This is a genomic window from Desulfovibrio sp. Fe33, assembly GCF_028532725.1.
Lineage (GTDB): Bacteria > Desulfobacterota > Desulfovibrionia > Desulfovibrionales > Desulfovibrionaceae > Pseudodesulfovibrio.
The window spans coordinates 330,485-351,588 of sequence record NZ_JAQKGU010000001.1 but is presented as its reverse complement, the minus strand read 5'-3'; the positions used below and the strand labels follow the sequence as shown (position 1 = coordinate 351,588).

General features: G+C 63.6%; 20 protein-coding genes. 10 read left to right on the top strand and 10 right to left on the bottom strand.

Annotated features, from left to right (window positions below; all coding sequences use genetic code 11):
- Positions 1-6: 6 nt before the first annotated feature.
- The 4 genes from hpt to PSN43_RS01660 all read right to left on the bottom strand — a co-directional run bounded on the left by hpt (position 7) and on the right by PSN43_RS01660 (position 4,235).
- Complete coding sequence (gene hpt, locus PSN43_RS01675; RefSeq protein WP_272698979.1) at positions 7-537, bottom strand: hypoxanthine phosphoribosyltransferase; 531 nt, start codon at positions 535-537, stop codon at positions 7-9.
- 13 nt (positions 538-550) lie between these two features.
- Positions 551-1,009 (bottom strand): N-acetyltransferase, encoded by a 459-nt coding sequence (locus tag PSN43_RS01670; RefSeq protein WP_272698978.1) that lies wholly within the window; start codon positions 1,007-1,009, stop codon positions 551-553.
- 9 nt (positions 1,010-1,018) lie between these two features.
- Positions 1,019-1,549: a TlpA family protein disulfide reductase gene (locus tag PSN43_RS01665; RefSeq protein WP_272698977.1), complete on the bottom strand. Its 531-nt coding sequence runs from the start codon at positions 1,547-1,549 to the stop codon at positions 1,019-1,021.
- Between the two features lie 274 nt (positions 1,550-1,823).
- The gene (locus tag PSN43_RS01660) at positions 1,824-4,235 is read right to left on the bottom strand and encodes a homocysteine S-methyltransferase family protein (RefSeq protein ID WP_272698976.1); all 2,412 of its coding nucleotides are present in this window, start codon (positions 4,233-4,235) and stop codon (positions 1,824-1,826) included.
- 274 nt (positions 4,236-4,509) lie between these two features.
- Between PSN43_RS01660 and PSN43_RS01655 the strand changes: the two genes are divergently transcribed.
- The 7 genes from PSN43_RS01655 to glpX are packed head-to-tail and all read left to right on the top strand — an operon-like array spanning position 4,510 to position 11,991.
- On the top strand, positions 4,510-5,592 hold the full coding sequence (locus tag PSN43_RS01655; RefSeq protein WP_272698975.1) for a sigma-70 family RNA polymerase sigma factor: 1,083 nt from the start codon (positions 4,510-4,512) through the stop codon (positions 5,590-5,592).
- Between the two features lie 29 nt (positions 5,593-5,621).
- Entirely contained in the window at positions 5,622-7,376 is a 1,755-nt protein-coding gene (locus PSN43_RS01650; RefSeq protein WP_272698974.1) for a tetratricopeptide repeat protein, read from the top strand.
- Positions 7,373-8,248, top strand: coding sequence for a hypothetical protein (locus PSN43_RS01645; RefSeq protein WP_272698973.1), 876 nt, complete (start codon positions 7,373-7,375; stop codon positions 8,246-8,248). The genes PSN43_RS01650 and PSN43_RS01645 overlap by 4 nt, the downstream gene beginning before the upstream one ends.
- Positions 8,245-8,574: a hypothetical protein gene (locus PSN43_RS01640; protein ID WP_272698972.1), complete on the top strand. Its 330-nt coding sequence runs from the start codon at positions 8,245-8,247 to the stop codon at positions 8,572-8,574. Before PSN43_RS01645 ends, PSN43_RS01640 begins: the two co-directional genes overlap by 4 nt.
- Positions 8,571-9,011, top strand: a complete 441-nt coding sequence (rpiB, locus tag PSN43_RS01635) for a ribose 5-phosphate isomerase B (RefSeq protein WP_272698971.1) — start codon at positions 8,571-8,573, stop codon at positions 9,009-9,011. The genes PSN43_RS01640 and rpiB overlap by 4 nt, the downstream gene beginning before the upstream one ends.
- Before the next feature lie 25 nt (positions 9,012-9,036).
- On the top strand, positions 9,037-10,998 hold the full coding sequence (gene tkt, locus PSN43_RS01630; protein WP_272698970.1) for a transketolase: 1,962 nt from the start codon (positions 9,037-9,039) through the stop codon (positions 10,996-10,998).
- A 9-nt stretch (positions 10,999-11,007) separates the two neighbouring features.
- On the top strand, positions 11,008-11,991 hold the full coding sequence (gene glpX, locus PSN43_RS01625) for a class II fructose-bisphosphatase (RefSeq protein WP_272698969.1): 984 nt from the start codon (positions 11,008-11,010) through the stop codon (positions 11,989-11,991).
- Between the two features lie 122 nt (positions 11,992-12,113).
- On the opposite strand, the gene PSN43_RS01620 is transcribed toward glpX, so the two are convergent.
- Positions 12,114-12,974, bottom strand: a complete 861-nt coding sequence (locus tag PSN43_RS01620) for a 4Fe-4S ferredoxin (RefSeq protein WP_272698968.1) — start codon at positions 12,972-12,974, stop codon at positions 12,114-12,116.
- A gap of 102 nt (positions 12,975-13,076) precedes the next feature.
- On the opposite strand from PSN43_RS01620, the gene PSN43_RS01615 reads away from it, so the two are divergent.
- Complete coding sequence (locus tag PSN43_RS01615) at positions 13,077-13,433, top strand: PilZ domain-containing protein (protein ID WP_272698967.1); 357 nt, start codon at positions 13,077-13,079, stop codon at positions 13,431-13,433.
- Here PSN43_RS01615 and PSN43_RS01610 read toward each other — a convergent pair.
- The 3 genes from PSN43_RS01610 to PSN43_RS01600 all read right to left on the bottom strand — a co-directional run bounded on the left by PSN43_RS01610 (position 13,430) and on the right by PSN43_RS01600 (position 16,201).
- Positions 13,430-14,323, bottom strand: coding sequence for a DMT family transporter (locus PSN43_RS01610; protein WP_272698966.1), 894 nt, complete (start codon positions 14,321-14,323; stop codon positions 13,430-13,432). The genes PSN43_RS01615 and PSN43_RS01610 overlap by 4 nt on opposite strands.
- 62 nt (positions 14,324-14,385) lie before the next feature.
- Entirely contained in the window at positions 14,386-15,204 is an 819-nt protein-coding gene (locus PSN43_RS01605) for a TatD family hydrolase (RefSeq protein ID WP_272698965.1), read from the bottom strand.
- A 10-nt stretch (positions 15,205-15,214) separates the two neighbouring features.
- Complete coding sequence (locus PSN43_RS01600) at positions 15,215-16,201, bottom strand: glycosyltransferase family 1 protein (protein WP_272698964.1); 987 nt, start codon at positions 16,199-16,201, stop codon at positions 15,215-15,217.
- Positions 16,202-16,702: 501 nt separating this feature from the next.
- Between PSN43_RS01600 and PSN43_RS01595 the strand changes: the two genes are divergently transcribed.
- Both PSN43_RS01595 and rfaE2 read left to right on the top strand, forming a co-directional pair.
- The gene (locus PSN43_RS01595; protein ID WP_272698963.1) at positions 16,703-17,509 is read left to right on the top strand and encodes a YkgJ family cysteine cluster protein; all 807 of its coding nucleotides are present in this window, start codon (positions 16,703-16,705) and stop codon (positions 17,507-17,509) included.
- A gap of 1 nt (position 17,510) precedes the next feature.
- Complete coding sequence (gene rfaE2 / locus PSN43_RS01590) at positions 17,511-17,993, top strand: D-glycero-beta-D-manno-heptose 1-phosphate adenylyltransferase (protein ID WP_272698962.1); 483 nt, start codon at positions 17,511-17,513, stop codon at positions 17,991-17,993.
- Between the two features lie 259 nt (positions 17,994-18,252).
- Here the strand turns inward: rfaE2 and PSN43_RS01585 are convergent, their stop codons facing one another.
- Both PSN43_RS01585 and PSN43_RS01580 read right to left on the bottom strand, forming a co-directional pair.
- Positions 18,253-20,685 carry a glycosyltransferase gene (locus tag PSN43_RS01585; protein ID WP_272698961.1) on the bottom strand — a complete coding sequence of 811 codons (2,433 nt, stop codon included), beginning with the start codon at positions 20,683-20,685 and terminating at the stop codon, positions 18,253-18,255.
- Between the two features lie 48 nt (positions 20,686-20,733).
- Complete coding sequence (locus PSN43_RS01580; RefSeq protein WP_272698960.1) at positions 20,734-21,084, bottom strand: TraR/DksA family transcriptional regulator; 351 nt, start codon at positions 21,082-21,084, stop codon at positions 20,734-20,736.
- Between the last annotated feature and the right edge of the window lie 20 nt (positions 21,085-21,104).

The following is a 21,104-nucleotide window of genomic DNA, read 5'->3' as shown; positions in this document are numbered from 1 at the left end:
TTGGCTCTAAGATTCGTTGGACAGCTCGAAAATGCCGCCCAGTTCCCTGTACCGCTCGGCGTAATCCAGGCCATAGCCGACGATAAACCCGTCGCTCAACCTGAATCCGGCAAAATCGACGGTCACGGCCTTTTCCCGTCGTTCCTGCTTATCAATAAGCGCACAAATTTTCAAACTCTTTGGGTTTCTCCGCCTGAGCACGTGGAGCAAAAAGTCCATGGAGTGCCCGGTATCCACGATATCCTCGATTACCAGGACGTCCTTTCCCTCGATGGATATTTCCAGGTCCTTGGAAAAGACGATGTCCTCGGAGCGGGAAGTGGCCGAACCGTAGCTGGCCAGCCGCACGAAATCGATCTCGATTTCCCGGTCGATGCAGCGGATGATGTCGGCGAAAAAGAGAAACGCGCCCTTGAGCACGCAGATGCAGACCAGCGGTCCGTCGCCGGAGTACGACTCGGTGATTTCCCGGCCAAGTTCCGCATTGCGTCCTGCGATCTGCTCGGCGGTTATGAAAGGTGTCAGTTTGTGTGCCATTGCGCTGTTCGGGTTACAGGTTGATTGTCATGGCCACCTCGTTGCAGAGGTCGGGGAATCTCGGACAGTTGAGGCAGTCCAGAAAGATCTTCTGGTTCAGGTTGTCCATCTCTTCGGGCTCGAACCCCACCCGCTCGAAAAAGGCGGGAACCTCGGTCAGGGTGTACACCCGATAGATGCCGAGAGTCACGGCCTCGGACAGGCAAGTCTCGACCAGCTTGCGGCCGAGCTTCCTGCCCCGATGGGAGGATTCCACCACCAGGGAACGGATTTCGGCCAGGTTGTCCCAGATGATGTTCAGGGCGCAGCAGCCGATGACATTGCCGTCATCGTCCAACGCGACGACGAAATCCCGCAGATGGGAATACAGTTGGCTGAAGGAGCGGGGTAGGACCAGGCCGTCATGCTGATCGGTCAGCATGAGCAGCCCGTGAATGGACTTGACGTCCTCGATGCGTGCCTTGCGAATCATGACTGCCTTCTAGTTCAGCTTGTCCACCATGGCTCCGAGCATGGAGCCGGGGAAGACGCCCGCCTGGGAAAATATATGCTTGCCGGTCTTGTCGAAGATGACCAGCGTGGGAATGGCCTCGACGCGGAAGTCGCGCGCCAGCTCCTGGTCGCCCAGGTAGACGGAAACGTCCATGGGGTTCTTCTCCAGATACCGCTCCAGCGCTTCGACCCGCTCGTCCACGGACAGGGCGATGATGTTCACCTGGTCGCCCCTGACCTTGCGCAGCGCCTCCAACTCGGGAATCTGCTGCTTGCAGGAGGGACACCATGTTGCCCAGAAAAAGAGCATGGTCGGCCTTTCGCCGTTGTCCTTGAGATATTGGTCGAGTTCGGCCCGCCCCATGAAGGGGATGGAGCCGGAGGCCGCCGGAGCGTTCTTCGCGGCGGAGGATTGAGCCTCGCCGGCAGTCTTTTCGGCATCGTTGCCGGATTCGCCCGAACACGCCGTCATGGCCAAAAGACCCAGGACAAGGGCGAGGGTAAGCCACATTTTTCTCATGAAACACCTCGGGTGTGAATTTTCGGCACTCTAGCAGAGTTGAATGCCAAATAAAAGCGAGAGGCCCTCTCTCAAAACACTTGGGGCGGCAGAGGTCAAGAAACTTTCGTGCGACGCGGCGCAGCCCGGACGAAATCCTTCCGCGCCCCGTCGGAGTCCCGCAAACCCGCTTGCGGCCGGAGCGGCGGAAATCATCCGCTATCCGAGCCGGATGGGACAGGGAGACGGGGAGAACACCTTTGCGACGGTGCTCTCCCCTTCCCTGCGCGAAAGGCTACTGCGTCAGCCTTTGGGCGAGCTTGACGGCGGCCACAGCGTCCGTGGACCAGCCGTCCGCCCCGATGGCGTTGCAGAATTTTTCGGTGACCACGGCCCCCCCGATGATGACCTTGGCGGACAGGCCGCGTTCGGCGACCATTTTCACGGTGTCCTCCATGCGCACCATGGTGGTGGTCATGAGCGCGGACAGGCCGATGAGGGCGGCGTTGTGCTCCTCGGCGGCGTCCACGATCCTGGCGGCGGGCACGTCCTTGCCCAGGTCCACGACCTCGAAGCCGTAGTTCTTGAGCATGAGGCAGACGATGTTCTTGCCGATGTCGTGGATGTCGCCCTCCACGGTGGCCATTATCACCACAGGCCTGTCGCCCGCATTCCCATCCTCCTCGAGGAGCGGCTTGAGCCGCTGAAAGGCGGTCTGCATGGTCTCGGCGGATTGCAGGAGCTGGGGCAGGAAGTATTCCTTGGCCTCGTACTTGTCGCCGACCACGAGAATGCCGGGGATGAGCAGGTCGTTGACGATGCTCATGGCGGCCATGCCCTTTTCCAGCTCGGCCTCCACCAGTTTGACGACATTGTCCTTGTCGCCCTTGACCACAGCGGCCTGGACCGGCGGCAGGGACGGCCCGCCGGACTTGGCGGCAGGGGCCGAAGCGGCCTGCGCCCCGCCTCCCCCGACCCAGCCGGAGAACTTGTCGATGTACCGGGCGGCCTGGGGATCGCGGCCGAGCAGAACCTCGGCGGCGTGCAGGGACTCCTGGATGCGCGCGGAATTGGGGTTGGAAATGAACGAGCACAGTCCCGCGCCCATGGACAGGGCGAGGAAGGTGGAGTTGAGCAGCTCGCGGGCCGGAAGACCGAAGGAGATGTTGGACAGGCCGATGGTGGTGGGCAGCCCCCACTCGTCCCGGCAGTGGCGCATGACTTCCATGGAATGACGGGCGGCCTCGGGCTTGGACGAGACCGTCAGGGCCAGGGCGTCGACCATGATGAGACGGCGCGGGATGCCCAGGGCGTCGGCCCGGGCCAGGAGGTCGGCAATGACCGCCAGCCGTTCGGACGCGGTTACGGGCAGCTTCTTGCCCACGATGGGCAGGAGGATGAACGGCGCGCCGAAAAGCTTGCACAGGGGACCGAGCCGCTCCATCTTGCCGGGCTCGCCGGAGATGGAGTTGACCAGGGGGGAGCCGGGATAGGCCCACAATCCGGCCTCGACGGCCGCCGGGTCGTTGGAGTCGATGGAAAGCGGCGCGGTGGTGCGGCCAAGCAGGGAAACGATCAGCTCGGGCAGGAGCTGGACCTCGTCGACCAGGGGCGCGCCCACATTGACGTCGAGCACCGGCGCGCCCTGCTCCACCTGCTCGGCGGCGAAACGGTGTGCCTCGGCGAAAAGGGAATCCTGGAACTCGGCGGTGAGCTGCTTCTTGCCCGTGGGGTTGATGCGCTCGCCGATGATTACGCCGGGATGGTCGAAACCGATGGGCACGGACACGGAACGCGAAGTGAGAACCAGTTGGGCGTTGTCGGTCTTGACCGGACGCCGCCAGAGGGCGTCGCCGACCTTGTTGCGCAGGGCGCGGATGTGGTCCGGCGTGGTGCCGCAGCAGCCGCCGATGAACTTCGCGCCCAGCTCCGCGAAACCGGCCGCCTGTTCGGCGAACGGCTCGGGCTGCAAACGGAACACGGTGTTGCCGTTACCGTCCAGCTCGGGCAGGCCCGCGTTGGCCTCGGCAAAGGTCGGCGTTTCCAGCCTGGGCGCCCAGGAACGCAGGGTATCCCGCATCTGCTCCGGCCCGGCGGAACAGTTGGTCCCGATGAGGTCCACGCCCATGTTCTGCATGGTGTCCACGAAGGTCTGCGGCGAGGTGCCGGTCAGGGACGCCTCGCCCTCGAAAGTCATGGACACGGCCACGGGCAGGTCGCAGACCAGGCGCGCGGCGATGACCACGGCCTTGGCTTCGGCCAGATCGAAAAGAGTCTCGCCCAGGATGAGGTCCGCGCCGCCGGCAACGCATCCGCGTATCTGCTCCTTGAAGATTTCCACCAGCTCGCGGAAGGTCATCTCGCCGAGCGGCTTGACAAAATGCCCGGTGGGGCCGATGGAGGCCGCCACGAAGGCGCGGTCGCCCGCCACTTCGCGGGCGATGGCCGTCATGGCCCGGTTCAGTTCGAAGGGATCGGCGTTCAGTCCGAGCTTGGGCCTGGACCCGCCGAAAGTGTTGGTGGTCAGGATGTCCGCCCCGGCCTCCAGGTAATCGCGGTGCACGGAACGGATGACGTCCGGCTCCTTGAGGCCCCACAGTTCGGGGGAGAGACCCGCGGGCAGCCCCCTGCCCTGGAGCAGCGTGCCGTAACCGCCGTCGAAATAATAGATTTTGTCGTCGTCGAGTATGGACCTGAAATCGCGCACTTGTATCCTCCACGCGGGCGGCGGGCGCAGGGATTGCGCACCGTCCGATGTATTCATATATCAAGATATCTCGATATAGCTGCGACCCGGCTGGAAATCAAGCCTTTTATTGGAGCGGAATTCAGCGTTTTTCAGCCCCGGTTGCGCAGAGTCTTGCACAAGTTGCGCTTCCCTGAAAATCATTGATAAGGTCCGTCAAAATCTATAGTGTGGCCTTCTTGCTCTTATAATTTGTATTGAACCGCGCGCTTCGGCGCCGAATCCATAATTTGCGATGACATCTGAACAAACGACCGAAGTGGTCGAACCGGAAATTGTCGAAGAGGACGATTTCGAAGAGACCGACTTCAACGAAAACGACTTCAGCGAGAACGACTTCGGCGACGACGACTATGAGGACGTGTCGGCCGACATTCCCTCCAGCCCTCCAGCCAAAGCCGACGAACGAGGAAACAGGCTCCCGGCGCTGAATCCGGCCCCGTCATCCAAGGCGGTGCGGATTCGCGATCCCTTGCAGCTGTACCTCAAGGAAATCGCCCGGTTCCCCATGCTGGACCCGGAAGAGGAATACGCCCTGGCCAAAAGGGTCCAGGAGGACAACGACCAGGATGCGGCCTTCAAGCTGGTGTCCTCGCACCTCCGCCTGGTGGTCAAGATCGCCATGGACTTCCAGCGGCGCTGGATGCAGAACGGCCTCGACCTCATCCAGGAGGGCAACGTCGGACTGCTCAAGGCCGTGACCAAGTTCGATCCCGAGAAGGGGATCAAGTTCTCCTACTACGCGGCCTTCTGGATCAAGGCGTACATCCTGAAGTACATCATGGACAACTGGCGCATGGTCAAGATCGGGACCACCCAGACCCAGCGCAAGCTGTTCTACAACCTGAACAAGGAGCGCCAGCGCCTCCAGACGTTGGGGTTCGACCCCACCACCGAGGCCCTGAGCGAACGGCTCGGCGTGTCCGAGGCCGAAATCGACGAAATGGACCAGCGGCTGTCCAAGAACGACATGTCCCTGAACACCCCGCTGGCCGACGACTCCGACGCCACCAAGATGGACTTCCTGCCGTCCCTGGCGCCGGGCGTGGAGGAATCCATCGCCAACGACCAGATCGTCGACATGCTCCTGAACAACATCAGGGAAATACGCTCGTCCCTGAACGAAAAGGAAATGGCCATCCTGGACCGCAGGCTGCTCTCCGACGACCCCGTGACCCTGCGGGAAATCGGCGAGGAGTTCGGCGTCACCAGGGAGCGCGTCCGCCAGATCGAGGCCCGGCTCATGGCCAAGATCCGCGAGCACCTGACGGACAAGGTCAAGGATTTTTCCAGCGACTGGGTGCTGGAGCACGAATAATCGGCGGCTACGCCAATCGGGACGGACGGATGAAACTATTCTCTAGGCCTGACTCACACACCGCACTGGCTGCCCTGGCGCTCCTCGCGCTCTTGACCGTCGCCGGTTGCGCCGCCGGAAGAAACGCGGCCGAGCCCATGCCCGCGCAGCCCATGACCGAATCGGCCCAACTCGACTACGACTATCTGGTCTACCAGGACCTCCTTCACCAGTTGCAGCGCCACGCCCAGGAGGGCGGCCGCAGCGCCATGACCAACAAGGAGGCCGCCGAAATCCACGCCAGGGCCGCAGCGGCCCTGGACCGAATCCTGGCCCAGGCCCCCTCGCCCCAGCTCTATGTGGAAAAGGCCGGCCTGTACTGGAACCACCCCGACGGCACGGGCCGGTCCCGCGCCGCCCTCAAGGAAGGGCTCGACAAGTTCCCGGACAACCGGCTGTTGACTCTTTATCTGGCCAACTCCTACGTCGCCGATCACCGCGCGAACGACGCCATTTCGATCATGGACGGCTTCCTCGCCCGGCATCCCGACGACCTTGAAGCCCGCGAACGGCTGGGCCAGATGCTCATGGACGCGGGACAGGACGCCAGGGCCCTGGACGTGCTCAAGCAGATTCCCGAAAAGAAACGATCCGCCGACGCCCTCTACGCAATGGGGCGGGTCCAGGGCAACCTGGGAATGCGCAACGCGGCCATCGCCAACCTCAAGAAGGCCGTGGCCATGGACCCGGAGTTCACCGAAGCCCTGGTGGAGCTGGCCTACCAGTACGAGCTGGCCAAGGACTACGTGGCCGCCGAGGATATTTACGGCTCCATCCTGGAGCAGAGCGACTCCTTCCCCGAGGCGCGGCTCAGGCTCATCAACCTGAACCTCAAGCTGAACGACCCGGGCAAGGCGCTCGACCTGGCCCTGTCCGGCCCGCCCTCCAAGAGCTTCATCCTGGACGCGGTGCTCATGTTCATCAACGAGGGATTCTTCGCCCAGGGGTCCACCGTCCTCGACATGCTCACCTCCGGCGGCACGGTGCCCGCCGAATACTACTTCTACAAGGCGGTCATCGCCGACGAGGGTGAAAACGATCCCGCCAAGGCCCTGTCCTATCTGGGCGAGGTCAAGGAGACGGACCGCCTCTACCCCCACGCCCTGCGCTTCAAGGCGCAACTTCTCGCTGCGCAAGGCAAGGAGAGCGAAGCTCTCGCCGTGGCCGCCAAGGGCAAGAAGCTCTTTCCCAAGGCCGAAATATTCTACATCCTCGAAGCCGGACTACGCAGGCAGACCGGCGACCTGCCCGGCGCCGAAGCCTCCCTCAAGGAGGGGCTGTCGCTGCTCGAAAATGACCCCGAGCTGACCTATGAGCTGGCCATGGTCTACGAAGCCATGGGCCGCCGCTCCGAGGGCATGGCCCTGATGGAAACCCTGATCCGCACCCACACCGACCACGCCAACGCGCTCAATTACGTGGGCTACACCCTGGCCGAGGAAAACCGCGAACTGGACCGCGCCCTGGTCCTGGTGACCAAGGCGTCCTCCCTCGACCCGGAGAACGGCTACATTCTCGACTCCGTGGCCTGGGTCCATTTCAAGAAGCGGGACCTGGAAAAGGCGTGGGAGTACATCGGCTACGCCGTGGACGTCATTGAGAAGGACCCGACCATCTGGGAACACTACGGCGACATCGCCGCGGCACTTGGCAAGACCAAGGAAGCGCGCAAGGGGTACAACTTCTCCCTGAAATACCACTCGCCCCATTCCGACGAAGTCAGGGAGAAACTGAAAAAGCTATGAGCCGCCTCGGATCGACGCACGTTCCGGCGGCGACAGCGGCCGTCCTGATTCTGGCGGTCCTCTCGGGCTGCGCCACCAGGATACAGCCGGGCCTGGAGCTGGACACTCCCCGCGCCGCCTGGAACGCCTTCCGGCAGCACTACTGCGTCCGGCCCGCGGGCGACGCGCTCCGGGTCAAGGCCAGCCTGCACTATTCCAGAACCGAGCCCATCAAGCGGACCAACCGCACCCTGGTCTCCCTGTGGGGTGACTTCGACGGGCCCATGCGCCTCGACGTGTCCGCCTCCATCGGCAAGCTCCTGGCGCATATCCGCGAAGACGGGGACGGCCTGCTGGTCTTCTATCCGGCCGAAGGCGAGGCATACGCCCACCGCAACCCGGTCCTCGGGGCCACCCGCCTTGGCATGCCGTTTCCCTTTTCCCTTTCCCGGCTCGCCCACGCCGCCATGGGCGATTTTTCTGGACTGGCCCCCCGCCGCTACGCGGACGCAGCGCAGGACGGGGACCACTACGTCTATAATTTCGACAAGGGGTCTGTCCGCCGCATTATCCTGGACCGCCTCGGCCGTCCGCTGCGGCTGGAAGGGACGACGGACCGGACCGGCGGAGAAGTCCGGTGGTCCTTCACCCTGGACCGCTTCGAGGAAGCCGCGCCCGGCGAAATACCCCTGCCCGACAGGCTGACCCTGTCTCTGGACAACGGAGAGCAGGGCGTCTTGCACATAAAGAGCCGGGAGCTTATGCTTGCCCCCTGGCCTGCCCGGTCCCTGGCCCTCGAATTGCCCGGGGACATCGCCCCCATCCGTTTGGACAACGGATACACTGAAGAAAAAACAGGGGAACTCCCCCTTATCCGCGAGGACAAGCAATGAGCACACAGCCGAAGGAAACGGTCATGGACATCTTTCTGCTCGGCCTGAAGACGTGGCTTGCCGAGATGAAATGGCTTGCCCGGTCCCTGTCCGGCCGCTTCGAGGTCGGCAGGCTTGAAAAAGAATTGGATCGGGAATATGGCATCCTCGGCCGCATCGCCGAAACGCCCCGAGGCAGAAAGGACGAAAAGGAACTCTGCCTCAAGCAGATCAGCTTCCTCAAGGAGGAGATCGCGGCCCTCAGGGAAGAACTGTCCAACGACCGCGAAGAACGCATGAAGCACGTCCGCCGGGAAGGCGGCGCATCCCAAGGGGGAGAACTGTGAGCAAGACCATAGTCATCGGCTCCGATCACGGGGGCTATCATCTCAAGACCGCCTGCATCAAGGCACTCAAGGAATGGGGCTTCACCGTGGAGGACGAAGGGCCGGACTGCCTGGATTCCTGCGACTACCCGATCTTTGCGGCCAAGGTGTGCAACAAGCTCAAGGCGGACGACGAAAAGCTCGGCGTGCTCATCTGCGGCACGGGCCAGGGCATGACCATGACCGCCAACCGCATGGGCGTCCGGGCGGCGCTGTGCACCAACGAATTTCTCGCCCGCATGGCCCGCGAGCACAACGACGCCCGCTGCCTGTGCATGGGTGAACGCGTCACCGGCCAAGGCCTCGCCCTGGAAATCCTCAAGGTCTTTCTCGACACGCAGTTCGGCGGCGAGCGGCACCAGCGGCGCATCGACCTCATCGACACTGTCTCCCTATAACCTCACTAAAAAAAGGTATCCAACAATGACACAGACGGACAAGACCATCGCCGTGGTCAAGGGACTGATCATGGACGGCGTGGCCAAGGCCAACTCGGGCCACCCGGGCGGGGCCATGTCCTCGGCCGACTACGCCACCATCCTCTTTTCCGAATTTCTGAACTTCAACCCCGACGACTCCCGGTGGTTCAACCGCGACCGCTTCATCCTCTCCGCCGGGCATGAGTCCATGCTGCTCTACAGCCTTCTGCACCTGAACGGCTTCATCTCCATGGACGACATCAAGAATTTCCGCCAGTTCGGTTCCCTGACCCCGGGCCACCCCGAGGTGCACCTGACCAAAGGCGTCGAGGCCACCACCGGCCCGCTGGGCCAGGGCTTCGCCATGTCCGTGGGCTTCGCCTCGGCCGAGGCGTACCTGCGCGAAAAGCTCGGCGCGGACGTCATGGACCACTACACCTACGTGCTCTCCTCCGACGGCGACCTGCAGGAGCCCATCGCCCTGGGCGCGGCCTCCCTGGCCGGACTGTGGAAGCTGGGCAAGCTCATCGTCTTCTACGACTCCAACCGTATCCAGTTGGCCGGTCCCACCTGCAAGGCTGACTGCACCGACCACCGCAAGGTCTTCGAGGGACTGTGCTGGCAGGTCCTGGAAGTGGACGGCCACAACCACGACGAAATCCGCGAGGCCATCAAGGCCGCGCAGCTCGAGACCGGCAAGCCCACCCTGATTATCGGCCACACGGTCATGGCCAAGGGTTGCGCCACCCTGGAAGGCAGCCACAAGACTCACGGCGAGCCCCTCAAGGCCGACGAGATCGCGGCCACCAAGAAGAAGCTCGGCCTGCCCGAGGAATCCTTCTACGTCCCCGAGGACGTGGTCGCCTCCTACCGCGCCCGGTTCGACGGCCTGCGCAAGAACGCCGCCGACTGGCAGTCCATGCTGGACTCCAAGCTGAACGACGCGTCCTTCGCCGAGATGTGGGGCCACGTGATCCGCTCCCGCTCCGAGCTGTCCATCGACTGGCCCGAGTTCACCCCCGGCGAAAGCATGGCCACCCGCAAGGCGTGGGGCACCTGCCTGGACGCCGTCATGGATTCCCTGCCCACCCTGGTGGGCGGCTCCGCCGACCTCGACCCGTCCAACCAGACCGCTAATTTCCGGAACACCTACGGCGACTTCGCCGTGGACGGCTACGGAGCGCGCAACTTCGCCTTCGGCGTGCGCGAGTTCAACATGGCGGCGATCATGAACGGTATGCAGCTGCATGGCGGCCTGCTCCCGTTCGGCGCCACCTTCCTGACCTTCTCCGACTACTGCCGCAACGCCATCCGCATGTCCGCCCTGCAGGAGCTGCCCGTCCTGTACGTCTTCACCCACGACTCCTTCTGGGTGGGCGAGGACGGCCCCACGCACCAGCCCATCGAGCACGTCAGCTCCCTGCGGCTCATTCCGGACCTCATCGACCTGCGTCCCGCCGACGCCAATGAGACCCGGACCTGCCTGGACATCGCGCTCAAGCAGGAGAAGATGCCCTCCACCCTGTTCCTGACCCGCCAGGGCCTGCCCATCCTCGACCCGGCCGAATACCCGGCGCTGACCGACGGCCCGCGCAAGGGCGGCTATGTGCTCAAGGACTGCGAAGGCACCCCGGATCTGATTCTCATCGCCTCCGGCTCGGAGGTGTCCCTCTGCCTCGAAACGGCCAAGCTCCTCAAGCGCAAGGTCCGCGTGGTATCCATGCCGTCGACCAAACTGTTTGACGACCAGCCTGAATCGTATAAAAATGAAGTTTTGCCGCCGGAAGTCACCGCGCGCGCCGCGGCCGAAGCAGGCCGGACCACCCTGTGGCACAAATATGTCGGCCTGAACGGCGTCGTTCTGGGCGTCGACCACTTCGGCGCCAGCGCCCCCGGCAAGATCCTGTCCGACAAGTACGGGTTCACCCCGGAGAACTTCGCCCAGATGATCCGGGAGAAATACTAGGAGACGAACATGGAAGCCCCACAGAAAAACCTCGCACTGGACTTGGTCCGTGTCACTGAAGCCGCCGCCCTGGCCTGCGCCCGCTGGCTCGGCAAAGGCGACAAGAACGCCGCCGACCAAGCGGCCGTCGACGCCATGCGCCTGTGCTTCAACACTCTTGAAATCCAAGGCGAAATCAAAATCGGCGAAGGCGAGAAGGACGAAGCGCCCATGCTCTACGCCGGTGAAAAGCTCGGCCTGGGCACCGGTCCCAAGGTGGACATTGCCGTGGACCCGCTGGAGGGCACCAACCTGCTTGCCAACGGCCGCCCCAACGCCATCTCCGTCGTAGGCGTCTGCCCGGCGGGCGCCATGTTCGATCCGGGCCCGAGCTTCTACATGCAGAAGCTGGTCGTCCCGGCCCACGCCAAGGACGTGGTGGACATCGAAGCCCCCACCGGCCACAACCTCAAGCTCATCGCCCGCGCCCTGGACAAGGACGTTGACGACCTGGTCGTCTTCGTGCTGGACAAGCCGCGCCACAAGAAGCTCATCTCCGAAATCCGCGAGGCGGGCGCGCGCATCCAACTGCATACCGACGGCGACATCACCGGCTCTCTCATGGCCATCGACCCGCGCAGCGAAGTCGACGTCATGATGGGCACCGGCGGAACTCCCGAAGGCGTGCTCTCGGCCATCGCCATCCGCATCATGGGCGGCGAGATGTTCGCCAAGCTCGACCCGCAGAAGCAGAATGAAAAGAACGCCCTGTCGGAATTCGGCATGGACATCCGCCGGGTGCTCACCGTGTCCGACCTGGTCAAGTCCGAGGACCTCTTCTTCGCCGCCACCGGCATTTCCGGCGGCACCTTCCTCAAGGGCGTCACCTACCACGGCCACGGAGCCGAGACCTCGTCCCTGGTCATGCGCGGCAAGACCGGCACCATCCGCTACGTGGAAGCCATCCACAACTGGGATGCGCTGATGCGCTTCTCCGCCGTGGAATACGACTAGACCGCATTCGACAAGACATCAAAAGGCCGGGCCCTCTACGGGGACCCGGCCTTTTTTTCGCAAAAGCCGAAGAACGCCGACGGATCGGAGATCCGCACGAAGGAGTCCGGTACGAGGACTGGCTATTCCGATTTTACGGCCGTGGGGTTCCTGCTCTCGCACGGCACCCTGACCTGGCACAGGCCGCAACTGTTCACGCGGAAACCGAGCTGATGCTCTTCCACGTGCGCGGCCGTGATGGTGCGGATGTAGGCCTTGCACTTGACCTTGTCATGGCCCTTTTCGGAGATGGCTCCGGCCGGACACCGCTTGATGCACGCCCGGCATTTCCCCTTGGCGTGAAAAAGACACCATTCGTTGTGGTGGGTGTAGGTCCGGGGCGTGGGGGCCAGCTGCGCCTGCACGACGACCGACCCGACGCGGATCGCCTTGCCCCTGGCCGTGATGAGGCCGTCGGACAGGCCGAAGGTTCCCAACCCGCACACATGGGCCGTGTGCCGCTCCGACCAGGTGGAGGCAAACCCGTACTTGGAGGATTCCGCCCTTGTCCACATGGGCAGCAGCGCGGGCGCGCAGGCGAGCACCCCTTCCCCTTCGAAGGACCGGACCACGAACCGGCGCAACGCCTCGTTGACCATCTCGCCATAATGGCGGGCGCGGCTCCATTCGATGCTCGGCAACTCCTTGTTGAGGCCGTGCGCCTGACGGGTGTTCCGCGTCTGCGGCAGGACCCAGGACACCACGCTGAGATCGGAGCCGTCGGCTCCGGCCTCGGGGAAAGCCAGGGCGAAGGCTTCCTCCGGGGTCCAGTAGAACTCCGCCCCGATGTCCCGCTTGAGAAAATCGAAAAGGGGATCGTCACCGGCGGCGCATCCGACCAGCGGGGTGTCGAAAGCGGGCAGCGACAGGCCCGGCCCGAGGGAGTTGTTCCCGGGAACGGCCATCCAATCGTCAATGATGGAAGAAAGTTGGCTGAGATTCATGACTTCCATTAAAAACCATAACGGGAACAAGTCAATCATTCGCCGATTCGATTGAGCCACTGACGCCTGTTGTGGTATGCTTCGCGCAGACAGGAGAACCGCATGGACAGGAATAAACGGCACAACACCCGCATCGACGCCGGGTTCGAGGCGTACGTCACCGTCGGCGACGTGGTCACCCCCGTGTCCACCCGGAACCTGAGCCTCAAGGGCGCGCTTCTCGAAGGTTGCGGAGACTGCCTCGCGGGGACGGCCTGCGAACTGCATCTGCCGCTCTCGCCGGGCATCCGCATAGTGGTGTCGGGAGAAATCGTCCGCGCCATGGGGGAATTCGCGGCCATGTCGTTCAAGGAAATGGACGAATTGAGCTTCACCTTCCTACACAGGCTGGTGACGCTTAACGCCGAGCGCCCCGAGGAAGTGGACGAGGAGCTCTTGCGCGTATTCGAGAAGCTCTAGGCCGCCGAGCCTTTTCTCAGGATCGCGGCCCGCTCCCGCACGCCGCTGTGTCCGAGGGCCAGAACGCCGAAGATGATGAGCGACCCTCCGCCCACGGTCCACAGGTCGGGAATCTCTCCAAGGAACATCATTCCCCACATGGCCGCAAACACGATCTCCAGAGTGGACACTCCGCTGATCCGCGCCGCGGACTCGATGGCGTACCCCTTGGTCATGAAGAACTGGCCGATATTCATGAACACCCCCACCCCGATAAGCACGCCCCATTCGAAAACGGTCGGCATTATCCAGCCGTCGGCGAAAAGCGGCGCGAGCAGGCTGATGGCGATGGGCGGATAGAGCATGACCACGGCGGGCGGCTCGGTCTTGGCCAGCACCCGCACGGACAGGATGGCCCAGGAAGTAAGGAACACGCTGACCAGGGCGGCCACCAACCCCAGAGGATCAAGCTCCGGCGCGCCGCCGAACAGGAATCCCGGCCGACAGACCAGGGTGACGCCCGCCAGGGACATGACGATGGAGAACATGGCGCTCTTGGACAGCCGCTCGCCCATCAGCGCCCAGGCGAGCAGCGCCACGGTCACGGGATGGGAGAAAATCAGCACCAGGGCGTCGGCCAGGGGCAGATGCACGATGGCGTAGAAATCGGCGAACATGGCCCCGAATCCCAAGAGGCCGCGCGCGGCCAGCAGGACTTTGCGTTTGCCGAACATACCCGCCCCGGACTTGCGCAGCATGATAAGGCAGAGCACCACGCCGACCAGGCCGCGCACGAAGAGCACCTCCATGGTGGGCAAACGACTCCCGGCCATCTTCACGAACAATGAGCCGATGGAGAAAAAGAAGGTGCCGAGGAGCATGAGCCTCATGCCCGGAGTGAGGAAATTCATGAGCGCAGACTATGCCTTTCCAACCCCAAGTCAAGCGAAGACAAGGAGGCGTGGAAACGGGACTAGAGGCCGAAGAAACGACGGGCGTTCTCGCCCGCGATGCGCCACACGTCCTCCACGGGACGGCCCTTGATCTGGGCCACGCGGCGGGCGGTGAAAACGGACAGGGCCGGATGGTTGCGCTTGCCGCGCCACGGCTCGGGGGCGAGATACGGGCAGTCCGTCTCCACGAGCAGCCGCTCGAAGGGAATACGGGCCACGGCGGCCTGGACGTCATCGGAAAGCTTGCGGAAAGTGACGGTGCCGGGGATGGAAATGTGCCAGCCGTTGGCCACGATCCGTTCGGCCAGCTCCATGCCCGCGCCGAAGCAGTGCCACAGCAACGGGTAGTCCCGGAACCCTTCGGCCTCCAGGATGTCCACGGTGTCGCCGTTGGCGTCGCGCGAGTGGATGACCACAGGCTGCGACAGTTCGTGGGCCATGTGAAGCTGCCTGACGAAGGCCTCTTTCTGCACCTCGGGCGTCACGCGGTCCCAATAGTAGTCCAGACCTATCTCGCCCACGCCCTTGAGGCGCGGGTCCGCCGCGAAATGGCCGCGCATCCGCTCCTCGATCTCGTCGGTGAGCTGGTCCGCGTCGTTGGGATGCACGCCCATCAGGAAACTGATTTCCGGGTGGGCGTCGAAAAGGCCGCGCCCGCGTTCATAGGCGTCCGGGCCGAGAAAAACGTTGATGATCCGGCTCACGCCCGAATCAAGGGCGCGGCGGATGAGTTCTTCACGGTCTTCGTCAAAATCCTCTAGGTCCAGGTGGGCGTGAGAGTCCACCCCTACCCGGGGCAACTCCAACGATTCGGGTTCCGGACGATTGGTCTTTCCCATCAGTATCGACTCACAATTGTTCCCAAAGCTCGAGAACGGCCGTCCTCTGGGCTTCAAGCGAATAGGCGTTGGCGGTTTTCTGGCCTGCGGCCAGGGCGGCCATAAGGGCCGGGTCCTTTTCCTGGAACATGCGCACGGCGTCGTCCAGACAGAGCGCGGCGTCGAGCACGTCGCCGTCGGCGCACCACAATCCGTTGCCGCCCCAGGGGACCTCGCGCAGGGGAATCCACGGGGTATGGCGCGGCGCGGCCTGGACCTGGCGCATGTAGTCCCATCCGCCGAAGCCGGTGAAACCGACCGGCAGGCAGCCGCAGGCCATGGCTTCCAGCGGCGGCAGGGGGCACCCCTCGGGGAACCCCGTGGCCAAAAATATATGGGACGCGCGGAGGGTTTCGGCCACGCCCTGCGCGTCCATGCCGTCGATGGGCGCCCAGTCGACCCGGCTCCCGCCGCAGCGGTGCTGGTGAATGGCCTTGATCTGCTCCACCAACGCCTTGTTCTTGCGCGGCATGTAGGCCACCCGCACCCGGCCGCCCGGCTTGGCGTCTGGCATACGGAAGAGGGTCCGGTCTATGCCGGGCCGCAGAACCGGGGCGTCCTTGCAGGTGGTTTCCTTGACGAACCGCGAGACCGGATCGGACACGGCCAAAAACTCCACAGGCAGGCTGTGCCAGTCCACCCCCTCGGGCATGGAGGAAAAGAGATAGGCCCAATTCTGGACGTAGCTGAAGCATTGGGCGCTCGCGTACAGGCCGGGAGCCAAGGCGTTGATCCACCCCTCGGGGACCATCCAGACGTCCGACTCGGTCAGCTTCAAAGCTTCCCATTCCAACACCGGCGCGGCATTCGCCAGCCCGTCGGGACGCCAGCCGCCCTTCTCCCGGGCCACGAGATAAGCCTCGTGACCGGCCTCGTGCAGAATGTCGGCCAGCCGTCTGAGCACGGTGACGCCCCCGGTGGGTTTGGTTACCGGCGGCAAAAAAATGAATGTACGCATGGTCGCTTTCTGTGAACCACAAACCGACATGTTTGGCAAGGAGAGGCTGCGGGGCGGGCTGTGTGGGAGGCCCGCCCCGCAGAGGAGGGAAGGAGTTCTCTTCCGTGCTGGCTGAATGCTATCTACCCTACGCCAGCGTAACAAGCTTTTCAGCGCCATCACGAGTTGGCGACAATCGAGTCACGCCCGCGCGGGCTGCCCCACAGCGCGTTGTTGTGTGGCAGCCGTATTTTCTGGAATCGTAGCGCGTGGAGGTCTGCCGCGAAGCGCGAAAATACCCCTGCGCTACTTTTCCTCCATCCTCATCCTCCCCTTCCCCCCCAAAAAAAACATGGGGCCGCCTTCCCTCGACCGCATCCCTGAAAAACGCAAAGGAAGGGAGGACTTCCGCAACATGGCGGAGTCCCCTCTCCTTTGCGTTTCCTCCCTTCAAGTGCTAGGAGGACTCACGCCCGTCGCCGCTCGGCGGACGAAAATGGAAACATTTCCCGGAGAACCAATATGGAAAGCGACGAGACCAAGGAATTTCTGGACTCCCTTCCTGAACTGGAAGAGGGCAAGACATACTGTTTCAAGTGTTACCCGGGCATCGAGTGCTTCAACGCGTGCTGCTCGGACCTGGACATGGTTCTGACCCCCTATGACATCCTGCGTATGCGGGCCGCGCTGGGCATGTCCTCCCTCGACTTCCTGCGCGTCCACGCCGTGGGCCTCCATGCGCCGGACACCAACTTCCCCGTGTTCAAATTCAAGATGCTCGACAACGCCAGACGCTCCTGCGCCTTCGTCACCCCCGAGGGATGCCGCATCTACGAGGACCGGCCCGGCGCCTGCCGCATGTATCCGCTCGGAAGGGCCACCCGTCCCGACGGCAAGGGCGGCGTGTTGGAGCAGTTCTTCATCGTGCGCGAGGAGCATTGCAAAGGCTTTTTCGAAAAGGACGAATGGACCGGCGAGTCCTGGAAACAGGACCAGGGGTTCAAGGATTATACCGCGTTCAACGACAGGTACATGAACATCCTGTCCCGCACCCGCCAGCTCGGCCATCCCATTTCCGACAAGCTCAGCCAGATGGCCGTTCTCGCCTTCTACAGGATCGATGATTTCCAGGGCTTCATCCAGAAGATGCAGCTCTTCGAGCGAGTGGAGGTGGACGAGAAGCGGCAGAAGGCCATTCTCGAAAACGAGAACGTGGCCCTGTCCTTCGCCATGGACTGGTTCGAGCTCGTGCTCTTCCAGGATATGACCAAGCTCAAACCCAAAAACGTGCCCCTGCGCCGCAAGGGCGTTCGGCCCGGAGGAGAATAGCATGGCTCTGCCCGAAAATCCCAAGCTCATGAGCATCCGGACCTTCCTCAAGCGGAAGGCGGAGTTCGCGCCCGGCCACCGGCTGGTCTTCACCAACGGGTGCTTCGACGTGCTCCATCCCGGTCATGTGGACCTGCTTCGGCGGGCTCGCGCGCTGGGCGACTCTCTCATCCTCGGACTCAACTCCGACGAGTCCGTCAAGATGCTCGGCAAGGGCGACGACCGCCCGCTGAACACGGCCGAGGAGCGCGCGTTCGTGCTCGCCGGGCTGGAGTGCGTGGACTTCATCGTCATCTTTCACGAATCCACTCCGCTGGAGCTCATCAAGGCGTGCCGCCCGCAGGTGCTGGTCAAGGGCGGCGATTGGCCCGTCGACCAGATCGTCGGCGCGGACGCGGTCGCCAAGGCGGGCGGGCAGGTCCACAGCCTGCCGCTGCTTGAAGGATACTCCACCACCGCCTTCCTGGAGAAGGTGCGCGGATAGCGGCTCCGGCGTTCTTCGGGACGCCCGGGCTTGGTCTTTCGCGGGACGGTTCGCGCCGTTCCGCAGCGCGTTCATACGCATAAACGGGGGGCTCCGCTTGGGGTCCCCCGCTTCCGTTTCGGGCGGGCGGCCGATCGTCGTTTTTTGTCGAGGAGGCCGCATAAGAAAGCCCCCTGCCGCAGGCCATCGGGCGAAGCAGGGGGCTTCTTGTTTCTTAGGCAGACGAGTCGGGAGGCGGGATGCCTCTTATCGCGCCGCCCTAGGCGGCCACGTGGGAGCCGAATATTTCCCAGGTCTTCAGAAAGGTGGCGTCGAAGGTGCGCTTCTCCACGTGGGAGCGGGCCTTGCGCCGCATGTACTGGATGCGCTCGGGGCTGTCGACCATGTGGAGGATGGCCCGGAGCAGGGAATCGGGGTCCCCGGCCGGGACGATAAGCCCTGTTTCGTTAGGCAGGACGTTCTCCGCCGGACCGCCCTTGTCGGTGACGATGACGGGCAGGCCCGACGCCTGCGCTTCGAGGACCACGTTGCCGAAGGTGTCGGTGGCCGAGGGAAAGACGAAGAGGTCGGCGCTGGCGTATGCCTGGGCCAGGGCCTCGCCCTTGAGTACGCCGGTGAAGGTGGTGGGCGTGGAGCGCAGGGCGCGCTGCATTTCGGGCAGATACGGGCCGTCGCCGACCACGATCAGCTGGATGGCGTCGCGCATCCTGGACGCCTTGCGGAACGCCTCGGTGAGCACGTCGAGGCCCTTTTCCTTGGATATCCGGCCCACGTAGAGGAGCTTGGTGCCGCCGCCCACCGAGAACTGGTTGAAGAATCCGTTGCGTTTGGATGGGTGGAACCGCTCGGTGTCCACGCCGCGCGGATAGGTGACGATCTTGCCGGGATCGATACCCCGGTCGATAAGCTCGAATTTGGTGGCTTCGCTCGGCGCGTAGATGATCTGCATCTGGTTGTAGAACCAAGACATGTACCGCCAGCAGCCGTCTTCCAGGCCCGCGTCCTCGGTGAACGCCCCGACGTATTCCGGGAAGGCCGTGTGGTAGGTGCCGTGGAAGGGGAGTTTGAGAATCTTGGAGATGGCCAGGGCCGCCAGGCCGACCGGGCCGGGCGTGGCCGCCAGGATGCAGTCGTATTCCTGCTCGAAGCAGTGGGTGAGCATGTCGAGGAAGGGCGGATAGGCCAGGGAGAGTTCCGGGTATTCCGGGATGTCGAAGCGGCCCACGGGCTCGAAGGACACCGCGCCGGGCACGTCGGCCTTGGCTCCGCAGGTGATGACGGTCATGTCCTTGCCGTGGCGGGCGACCATTTTCAACTGCTGGCGGATGGTGCGGGCCACGCCGTTGATTTCGTCGAAGGTGTCGGTGAAGTGGGCGATTTTGAGGTCGTCGTTGGTCCGCGCGCTCTTTTTGCGGAACCGGTCGAGGCAGGAGTTGGAGAAGCCCCGCTCGGTGGAGAAAAGATCGTAGCCCACGAAATAGGGGGCCAGCAGGGTATAGAGGGAGCCTGCCGAACCGATGGAGTGGAACACGTCGAAGAGGTTCGCGCCGAGGACCGAGTTGAGGGTCCGGTCCGCGAACTGGGCGAGGACGCGGTTGGCGGCAAGGGAGACGAATCTGGCCCACTCGCGTTCCAGGGTGACGACGTCGTCGACCTTGCCCCGCGCGATGCGCAGGAGGGACGGGTCGTGGGCGATGATGTCGGCGGCCTCCTTGAGGAGCAGGCCCTGGACCGAATCGGTGGGGCCGTATTCCCGGTGCAGGGTTGCCTTGCTCCGCCCGATGATGCGGTGGAGCAGGGAGGAAAAGGACGCCGGCTTGGGCTCCGCGCCCGGGGCGAGGGCTGATTTGATGAACCGGAAGCAGAGGTGCTCCGAAACCTCGGGGGCGAGGGAGCCGGTGCGGGACCTGTAGAACTGGTAGGCGATGCCGTAGAGGTTGTGGGCCATGGTCCGGGGATTGGCCGGGGTCCCGGCGGGCCTGGACGTGCGGTCGCGCAATCCCGCCAGCACGTTGTTCAGGGTGGGGCGGCCGGGGAACACGGTGTGCATCCGCGCGATGTTCAGCGAACTGTGGTCGTCGGAACCGCCCGTGAGGCCCTTTTCCCAGGGCTCGTCGCCCCACGGCTCGATGCCGTGCAGGTTGGCCAGCCGGTCGATGTCGAGCGGGGTCAGCCTGGTGACGATGTCGCGCAGGGTCTTGTTCTGCCGGGCGTCGCGCGTGCCGTTTTCCTCCAGGGTGTTGAAGAGGAGCAGGGCCTGTTCGAAGTGCGCCGGGGTCAGGCGGTCGTTGACGGCGAAGAGGGGGTGGGCCAGGACATGGACGATGCCCTGCTCGCGGAGATAGGGGACCAGTTCGAAGACGTTTTCGCGGACACGCTGGATGTCCTCGTGCTGGGCCTCGGTGATGTCGTAGGCGAGCACATGGAGCTTGCAGCGGTCCTCGGGAAAGTAGGTGGTGATCTCTTCGCTGATGAAGGTGTTCGGCAGATGCGCTATTTCCAGCGCCCCGGCGATGGTGTTGTGGTCAGTTACGGTAACCATGTCCATGCCGCGGGCAAGGGCGATGTCGTAGAGTCGGCGCGGCTCGGTGAAGCTCTCGGGGCAGCCGATCTTTTGCAGGATCCACTGCGACGGGCGCGTGGAATAGCGGGAGTGGACATGCATGTCCACTTTGAACATGGGGTCAGCCATGGGTTTCTCCGTTGCGGCTCACCGCCGCAGGGTAATGCGTTCGGCGGCCTAGGCGCAGCGGCGGCTCAGGCCGTCCTCCTCCGCGGACTGGCAGGCCACGCAGAGGCGGGCCGATGGGTTTGCTTTGAGCCGGGCCACGCCGATGTCCTCGCCGCATTCTTCGCAGATGCCGTAATCGGAGTGGGAGAGGCGTTTGAGGGCCGCTTCAAATTCGCGGATGCGGGCCACGTGGCGTCGCTGCATGGCCACGTTGAGCCCGTGCTGGGCGAGTTGGGCGGCGAAGTCGGTGTCGTCCGGGCAGTTCTCGAGAACGGTGCTGCCGCTGTCCAATTGGCCGTTGATGCTGTGCAGTCCCTGAATGAGATGGGACCGTATTTCCCTGATCTGGTTCCGGGTCATGATATTCCTCCGGCTGTTGG